We start from the raw sequence: 7,244 nt of genomic DNA on the forward strand, positions 1-7,244 counted from the left end.
CCCTCGGGCCCCTCGTTTGCCCGAGGCGGTTCGGAAGTTGCTTCGGAAGTAAAGTCACGCGGCACCTAGGCCACCGACAGCATCACGACGATGGCCTGCAGGAACCGGCGAATGATGAAAGCGAGCATGCGTGGGTGAAAAAGGTCCCGAAAGGTGCCGCGTGACTTTACTTCCGAAGCAACTTCCGAACCGCCTCGGGCAAACGAGGGGCCCGAGGGCGCGCATGCATGAAAAAGGGCCGCTCGGTGGCGGCCCTGGCTGGCGATGGAGGTCGTCGATCAGAAGCGGTGGCGCAGCCCGATCGTGAAGCCATTGCGCTTCTGGGCGCCGTTGGCTGCACCGCCGGCACCGTTGAGGCTGACATTGCCAGTCAGCTTGGTGGTGTCGGCTTCGAGGTAGGCGTCGGTGCGCTTCGACAGCGCATAGTCGGCAGCGGCGGTCAGGAATTTCGCGGTGGCATCGGCCGATGCAAGCGGCCCGCTTTGCTTCGCATGGAAATAGTGGATGCCAAGGTTCAGTTCGGTCGTGGCCTGGAAGTTGGTGCCGACGCTCCAGATCTGGCGCTTGTCGGCGGCCAGGAAGGCCGCGCCGCCAAAGCCGCCGTTGGCGGAGCCGGTCCAGAAGGCGCCGAGCGTCGCCCTGTCGGTGGCCGTCAGACCGGAGTCGACCTTGTTCTCACCCCAGCCGACATTGAAGTACCAGGGGCCGGTCTTGTACGACGCACCGAAGGTCGTGGCCTTCAACTTCTTCTCCGAGGCGAACTCGTATTCTTCGTAGCCCACGCCGGCACCGATGCCGCTGTCCGAATAGCGCAGGTAGCCGCCCACGGTTTTCCCACCGGTGGCCGAACCTTCTCCGGCCGACACCTGCAGCGCAGCGCGCACCGGGCCGACTTCGATCAGGTACTTGACCATGTTGTCAGCGCGCGCGCCCACCGCGAAACCGATCTCCGGCTTGTAGGCCTCGAAGTACGGCGAATAGGGGTAGGACGCGTAGGTGCTGGTGACGACGTCGAACAGCACGTTGTACTGGCGGCCGAGGGTCACGCGACCGAAGCCGGTCTGCAAGCCGACCCAGGACTGCTGCCAGAACTGTGTGGCCGCCTGCGTGCCGTTGTCGGGCAACAGGCGGTGCTCCAGGTTGACCAGCGCCTTCATGCCGCCACCGAGGTCTTCGACGGTGTTGATGCCGAGTCGGCTTTGCGACATGCCGCCGCCGATTTCGCGCCACATGCCGGCTTCGGCCTGCCCGGCATTCTGTTCGTTCGACGTGTGCCGCACCGCCACGTCGACGATGCCGTAGATCGTGACACTCGACTGCGCGAATGCCGAAGAACCCATTGCAGCGAGCGCCGCAGTCACCAAGATCGTCTTTCTCACAGTTGTCTCCTGTTGTCGGTAGCGAACTTCTTGTTGCAGGAATTGTCATTGAAGCAGCACGGTCGTGCGCTTTCCTGTTGCTACGCGTTCACTGGCGTAAACCTTGATTGCGACGAAGCCTGGTTCGTTCTTGTTGTGTCAATTCGTGTCACTCAGGTGACATGCCCATGAAAAAGGCCGCCCGAAGGCGGCCTTTGAACGAACTGGATCAGAGAGGCACGGCAAGCCGTGCCGCAGCGATCAGAACGAGTGGCGGATACCAGCTTCGAAGCCTTGCGACTTCTGGCCAGCAGCGATGTTCGGGAGGCTGGTGGCCGAACCACCGGCCACGGCGAACTTCGCAGCACCCTTGTTCTTGATCTGGGCGTACGACGAGTACAGCGCGGTGCGCTTGGACAGGTCGTAGGTCGCGCCCAGCGAGAACTGGTTCGCATCGTCAGCATCGATGCTCGTCGCGCCGATCTTGCCCTTGGCATCCACACGCACGTAGTTCGCGCGCAGCGTGGTCGGGCCGAACGGCACCGACACACCGCCTTGAATCACGTTCTGCTTGGCATCCAGGAACTTGGCTTGCGACACGAAGCCCATCACCTTGACGACGCCGAAGTCGTACGAAGCGCCGAAGTTGCCCTTCTTGTACTTGTCTTCAGCGGCGTTGGCATCGGTCGTGCCATACGAGCCCGACACGTCCAGGGGACCAGCAGCGTAGCCGATACGACCGGCGATGTGCTTCTTGCCCGGGGTGCCTTCACCGGCGGCCACCGAAGCGCGGGCATACAGACCGCCCAGAGCCGGGGTGTAGTAGCTGACCATGTTGTCGGCACGGGTGTTCGTGTCAACCAGGGTTGCACCGACGGTCGAGGGAGCGTTGAAGTGACCGACGTCACCCACACCGTTCGTGCCCATCACGTCGTAGTCGGCAAAGCCCGTGTAGGTCGCGGTCAGTTCGCGGCCGGCACGGATTTCACCGAAGTTGCCGAGCAGGCTGACGGTCGAACGACGGTGCCAGAAGCGGTTCGTGCCGTTGCTGGTGGTGCCGCCGTTGCCCGAGTCGGCAGCGAAGCTCGTTTCCAGCCAGAAGCCAGCCTTCAGGCCGCCACCCAGGTCTTCGACACCGCGGAAGCCCAGACGGCTGCTGTTGAGGCCGTCGGTGCTCAGCGACTTGACCTTCAGGTCACCGTTCTTGGTGTAGCGGGCGTTGACGTCGACGATGCCGAACAGCGTGACCGACGATTGCGCCGAAGCTGCACCGGCAAACGCGCCCAGAGCTGCGAGAACGAGTAGAGATTTTTTCATTGCGACGATCTCCTAAGTTGAACAAGAGGTCCCGGTCACCAGAATCCCCGCCGGGGACAGACCGAGCCAACCTCCTCAGTGGAAGTTGGCGTATTGCACCAGAGCGCGGCATGTAAGCAAAGGCTCGTGGCGCTGCATTGGGGGCTTGTGTTGTCTGAGCACAACGTGCACGGAATCGACACGAAAGCGTGCTTGCTGCGCTGGCGCATGCCGGCGCGGACGCCTGTTCGGTATCCTGCGCACATGCCTTCCATCGCACCTCCCGGCCGCTCGCTCTCGCGTCTCGATCACTGGCTGGGCGCAGCCGACAGCGCCCTCAGGACCCTCGCCGCGCCGACACCCGGCGCCGCCTCCAAGCCCACGCCGGCCCGCACGCTGCCGGCCCTCACGCGTGCCGAACAGCAGCTGTCCGGCGCCTTGATGCGCGTCAACCACGTCGGCGAGGTCTGCGCCCAGGCGCTCTACCAGGCGCAGGCGCTGACGGCGCGCGATCCGGCGTTGCGCGCGCACTGCGAATCGGCGGCGCGCGAGGAGGCCGACCACCTGTCGTGGACGCACCAGCGGCTCGTCGAATTGCAGACCCACCGCAGCCTGCTGAACCCGCTGTGGTACGCCGGCGCCTTCGGCATCGGCTGGGCGGCCGGCCTGGCGGGCGACCGCATCAGCCTGGGCTTCATCGTCGAGACCGAACGCCAGGTCGAGGCGCACCTGGCCGGCCACGACGAGCAATTGCCCGCCGCCGACGACGCGTCGCGTGCCATCGTGCAGCAGATGAAGGACGACGAAGCCCGCCACGCGGAAGACGCCAGCGCAGCTGGCGGCATCGCGCTGCCGTGGCCGGTGCGCACCGCGATGCGCCTGGCGGCCCGCGTCATGACGGCCACCGCGCACCGCATCTGACGGGCTCCGACGACGATCAGGCGTCGACGATCTCGAAGCTGGTCGTGATCTCGGCCGTCTTCGCCAGCATGATGGTGGCCGAGCAATACTTGTCGTGCGACATCTGGATCGCCCGCTCGACCGCCTGCGCCGGCAAGCCCTTGCCGCTGACGGTGAAGTGCAGGTGGATTTTCGTGAAGACCTTCGGGTCGGCCGGCGCCCGCTCGGCCTGCATCTTCACCTGGCAGCCGGTCACCTCGTGGCGGCCGCGCTTCAGGATCAGCACCACGTCGTAGGCGGTGCAGCCGCCAGTGCCGGCGAGCACCGTCTCCATCGGGCGCGGCGCGAGGTTGCGGCCGCCGCCGTCGGGCGCGCCGTCCATCAGCAGCACATGGCCGCTGCCGGTCTCGGCCACCATGCCCATCCCGGTCGCGGGCATCCAGTTGATCGTGCATTCCATCGTCTGACTCCAGGCCTTCGCAAAACCGCCACATCCGCCGCAACGGGCGACCGGCATTGTGCATCCCGTCACAACCCCACGCCCGGCAGCGTCGCCGAAGCCCCTCGCCCATATTGCGGCGCAACATGACTGCAGCTACACTCGCGCAATCGATGTCTTCCGGGACATCACCGTTTGTCTCCTCCACCTCCTCCATTGGTGGATTCAGCCCAAGTCAGCAATGACTTGGGCTTTTTTCTGCCTGCACGCCAGCCGTGCGCCGGGGCCGAGCGGTTGGCGACCACTGACGTATCATCCGGCGCCCCCAGAACAACCGCTCCGAGGAGTCCCCCCGATGGCCGGCGCCGCTCGCCCGAAGACATCGCGCCCAGCGCGCCCCGCGCCCGCCAGAGCCGCCGGCTCGCCGCTCGGCCTGTCCGATTACCTGCAGAAGATCCTGACGGCCAAGGTCTACGACGTGGCCGACGAGACGCCGCTCGAGGCCGCACGCAGCCTCTCGAAGCGCGTCGGCAACCAGGTGCTGCTCAAGCGCGAGGACAGCCAGCCGGTATTCAGCTTCAAGCTGCGCGGCGCCTACAACAAGATGGCCCACCTGGACAGCGTGGCGCTGAAGCGCGGCGTGATCTGCGCCTCGGCCGGCAACCATGCGCAGGGCGTGGCGCTCGGCGCCCACAAGCTCGGCTGCCAGGCCGTCGTCGTGATGCCCGTGACGACGCCGCGCGTGAAGATCGACGCGGTGCGCGCCCTCGGCGGCGAGGTCGTGCTGCACGGTGACAGCTACTCCGACGCCTACGTGCACGCGCTGGAACTCGAGAAGGCCCGCGGCCTCACCTTCGTGCACCCGTTCGACGACCCCGACGTGATCGCCGGCCAGGGCACCATCGCGATGGAGATCCTGCGCCAGCACCAGGGTCCGATCGACGCGGTGTTCGTCGCGATCGGCGGCGGCGGCCTGATCGCCGGCATCGCCGCGTACATCAAGGCGGTGCGACCCGAGATCAAGGTGATCGGCGTGCAGACGTCCGACTCCGACGCGATGGTGCGCTCGGTCAAGGCCGGCAAGCGCGTGCAGCTGAGCGACGTGGGCCTGTTCTCGGACGGCACGGCCGTCAAGCTGGTCGGCGAAGAGACCTTCCGGCTGACGCGCGAGCTGGTCGACGACTTCGTGCTCGTCGACACCGACGCGGCCTGCGCCGCCATCAAGGACGTGTTCCAGGACACCCGCAGCATCCTCGAGCCGGCCGGCGCGCTCGGCGTGGCGGCCATCAAGCAGTACGCCGAGACGCACAAGCTGAAGGGTCGCACGCTGGTCGCGATCACCACTGGCGCGAACATGAACTTCGACCGGCTGCGCTTCGTCGCGGAGCGCGCCGAGGTCGGCGAGGAGCGCGAGGCGCTGTTCGCGGTGACGATCCCCGAGGAGCACGGCAGCTTCCGCCGCCTGTGCGAGCTGATCGGCGCGCGCAGCGTCACCGAGTTCAACTACCGCATCTCGGATGCGAACCAGGCGCATGTGTTCGTCGGCCTGGCCACCAGCAACCGCGGCGAGTCGGCGAAGATCGCGCGCAGCTTCGGCAAGCACGGCTTCGACACCATCGACCTGACCGACGACGAACTGGCCAAGCAGCATGTGCGCCACATGGTGGGCGGGCGCAGCGAACTCGCGCGCGAGGAGCGGCTGTACCGCTTCGTGTTTCCCGAACGCCCGGGCGCGCTGATGCGCTTCCTGTCGTCGATGCACCCGGACTGGAACATCAGCCTGTTCCACTACCGCAACCAGGGCGCCGACTACGGCCGCATCCTGGTCGGCATCCAGGTGCCGCGCGGTGACAAGAAGGCCTTCAAGGCGTTCCTCGAAGGCCTCGCCTACCCGTGTGTCGACGAAACCGACAACCCGGTCTACCGGCTGTTCCTGCGCTGACACCCATCGTGTGCACGGACACCACCCAGCTTAGGGATGACACACCATTGCCGCAGCCGCGCAAGCAGCCCCACAATCCGTGCTCGCCAATCGAGGTCGAAATCGAAGTCGAAGTGACGGTGACGCCGGGGCGAATTCCATGACGACCCCTCCGGCACGATCCAACACCCTGCCCATGTCCGTCAACCGTTCGCTGATCTCTCCCACGGCCAACCCCCTTCTCGAGCAGGCCCTGCGCGAGAAGCTGAAGCGCCGCAGCGAGGTGACCGGCAACCTGGGCGAGCTCGAGCCGCTCGCGGTGCGCCTGGGCCTGATCCAGAACACGCTGAAGCCGCGCTTCAGTTCGCCGCAGATCGCGCTGTTCGCGTCCGACCACGGCCTGGCGGTCGACGGCATCAGCCCGGTCGGCCAGCCCTCGACGGCCAGGCTGGTGCAGAACCTGCTGGCTTCGCAGCTGCCGGTGTCGGTGTTCGCGCGCATCCAGGGGCTGGAGCTGAGCGTCGTCGACTGCGGCGTCGCCGAGGCGGTGGCGCCGCACCCGCGGCTGATGGCCCGCAAGATCGCCCACGGCACGCGCAACGCGCGGGTCAATGTCGCGATGACGCTCGACCAGGCGCATGCCGCGATCCGCGCCGGCATGGAGATCGCCGATGCGCTGCCCGGCAACGTGATCGCCTGTGCCGGCGTCGGTGTCGGTTCGCACGAGAGCGCGGCGCTGGTGCTGTCGGGCCTGTCCGGCGAGCCGATCCGCGACCTGGTGTTCGGCGGCCCCGGCGCGCGCGCCGACCACGAAGCCCGGCTGCTGATGGTGCTGCAGGGCGCACAGGGCCGCCACCGCGACGTCACCGACCCGGTCGAGGTGCTCGCGGCCTACGGTGGTTTCGAGATCGCGATGATGGTGGGCGTGATGCTCGTCGCATCGAGCAAGCGCCACCTGATCATGGCCGACGGCGTGCCGGCCTGCGCTGCGCTGATGGTGGCCTCGCGCATCGCGCCGACCGTCACCGACTACTGCGTGTTCTGCCGCAGCCACAGCCATCCCGGCCTCACGCAGACGCTGGGCCTGTTCCACGCGCTCGCGCTGCTGGAGCTGGGCATGGAGAGCACCGACGGCACCGGCGCGACGCTGGCGTGGCCGCTGGTGCGCAGCGCCGCGGCGCTGTTGACCGAGGTCGCGGAGGGCGAGGATCCGGGGCCGTCGCTGCCGGCGGAGTTCGGTCCGGCGGGCAATTCGGGACCGGGGCGCTTCACCCGCGACCAGGTGAGGCCGGGCCGAGCGCCGGGCCGCCCCAAGCCGGCCCGGATCCCC

Annotated in this window: 6 protein-coding genes; 3 read left to right on the forward strand and 3 right to left on the reverse strand. The window is 67.1% G+C overall.

The window, feature by feature from the left end; translation table 11 throughout:
- Positions 1 to 278: 278 nt before the first annotated feature.
- Positions 279 to 1,418 carry a porin gene (locus AC1D12_RS19355; protein WP_477828823.1) on the reverse strand — a complete coding sequence of 380 codons (1,140 nt, stop codon included), beginning with the start codon at positions 1,416 to 1,418 and terminating at the stop codon, positions 279 to 281.
- A 201-nt stretch (positions 1,419 to 1,619) separates the two neighbouring features.
- Positions 1,620 to 2,675, reverse strand: coding sequence for a porin (locus tag AC1D12_RS19360; protein WP_477842300.1), 1,056 nt, complete (start codon positions 2,673 to 2,675; stop codon positions 1,620 to 1,622).
- Positions 2,676 to 2,918: 243 nt separating this feature from the next.
- Between AC1D12_RS19360 and coq7 the strand changes: the two genes are divergently transcribed.
- Complete coding sequence (coq7, locus tag AC1D12_RS19365; protein ID WP_465110947.1) at positions 2,919 to 3,575, forward strand: 2-polyprenyl-3-methyl-6-methoxy-1,4-benzoquinone monooxygenase; 657 nt, start codon at positions 2,919 to 2,921, stop codon at positions 3,573 to 3,575.
- Between the two features lie 16 nt (positions 3,576 to 3,591).
- Here the strand turns inward: coq7 and AC1D12_RS19370 are convergent, their stop codons facing one another.
- Positions 3,592 to 4,014 carry an OsmC family protein gene (locus AC1D12_RS19370; RefSeq protein ID WP_047500236.1) on the reverse strand — a complete coding sequence of 141 codons (423 nt, stop codon included), beginning with the start codon at positions 4,012 to 4,014 and terminating at the stop codon, positions 3,592 to 3,594.
- A gap of 334 nt (positions 4,015 to 4,348) precedes the next feature.
- On the opposite strand from AC1D12_RS19370, the gene ilvA reads away from it, so the two are divergent.
- Together ilvA and AC1D12_RS19380 are read left to right on the forward strand one after the other, a co-directional pair.
- The gene (gene ilvA / locus AC1D12_RS19375) at positions 4,349 to 5,935 is read left to right on the forward strand and encodes a threonine ammonia-lyase, biosynthetic (RefSeq protein WP_477842302.1); all 1,587 of its coding nucleotides are present in this window, start codon (positions 4,349 to 4,351) and stop codon (positions 5,933 to 5,935) included.
- Positions 5,936 to 6,110: 175 nt separating this feature from the next.
- Positions 6,111 to 7,244, forward strand: a 1,134-nt coding sequence (locus tag AC1D12_RS19380; protein WP_477842304.1) for a nicotinate-nucleotide--dimethylbenzimidazole phosphoribosyltransferase, incomplete at its 3' end; no start/stop codon positions are given.

It is taken from the genome of Rhizobacter sp. P1_G5 (assembly GCF_056405435.1).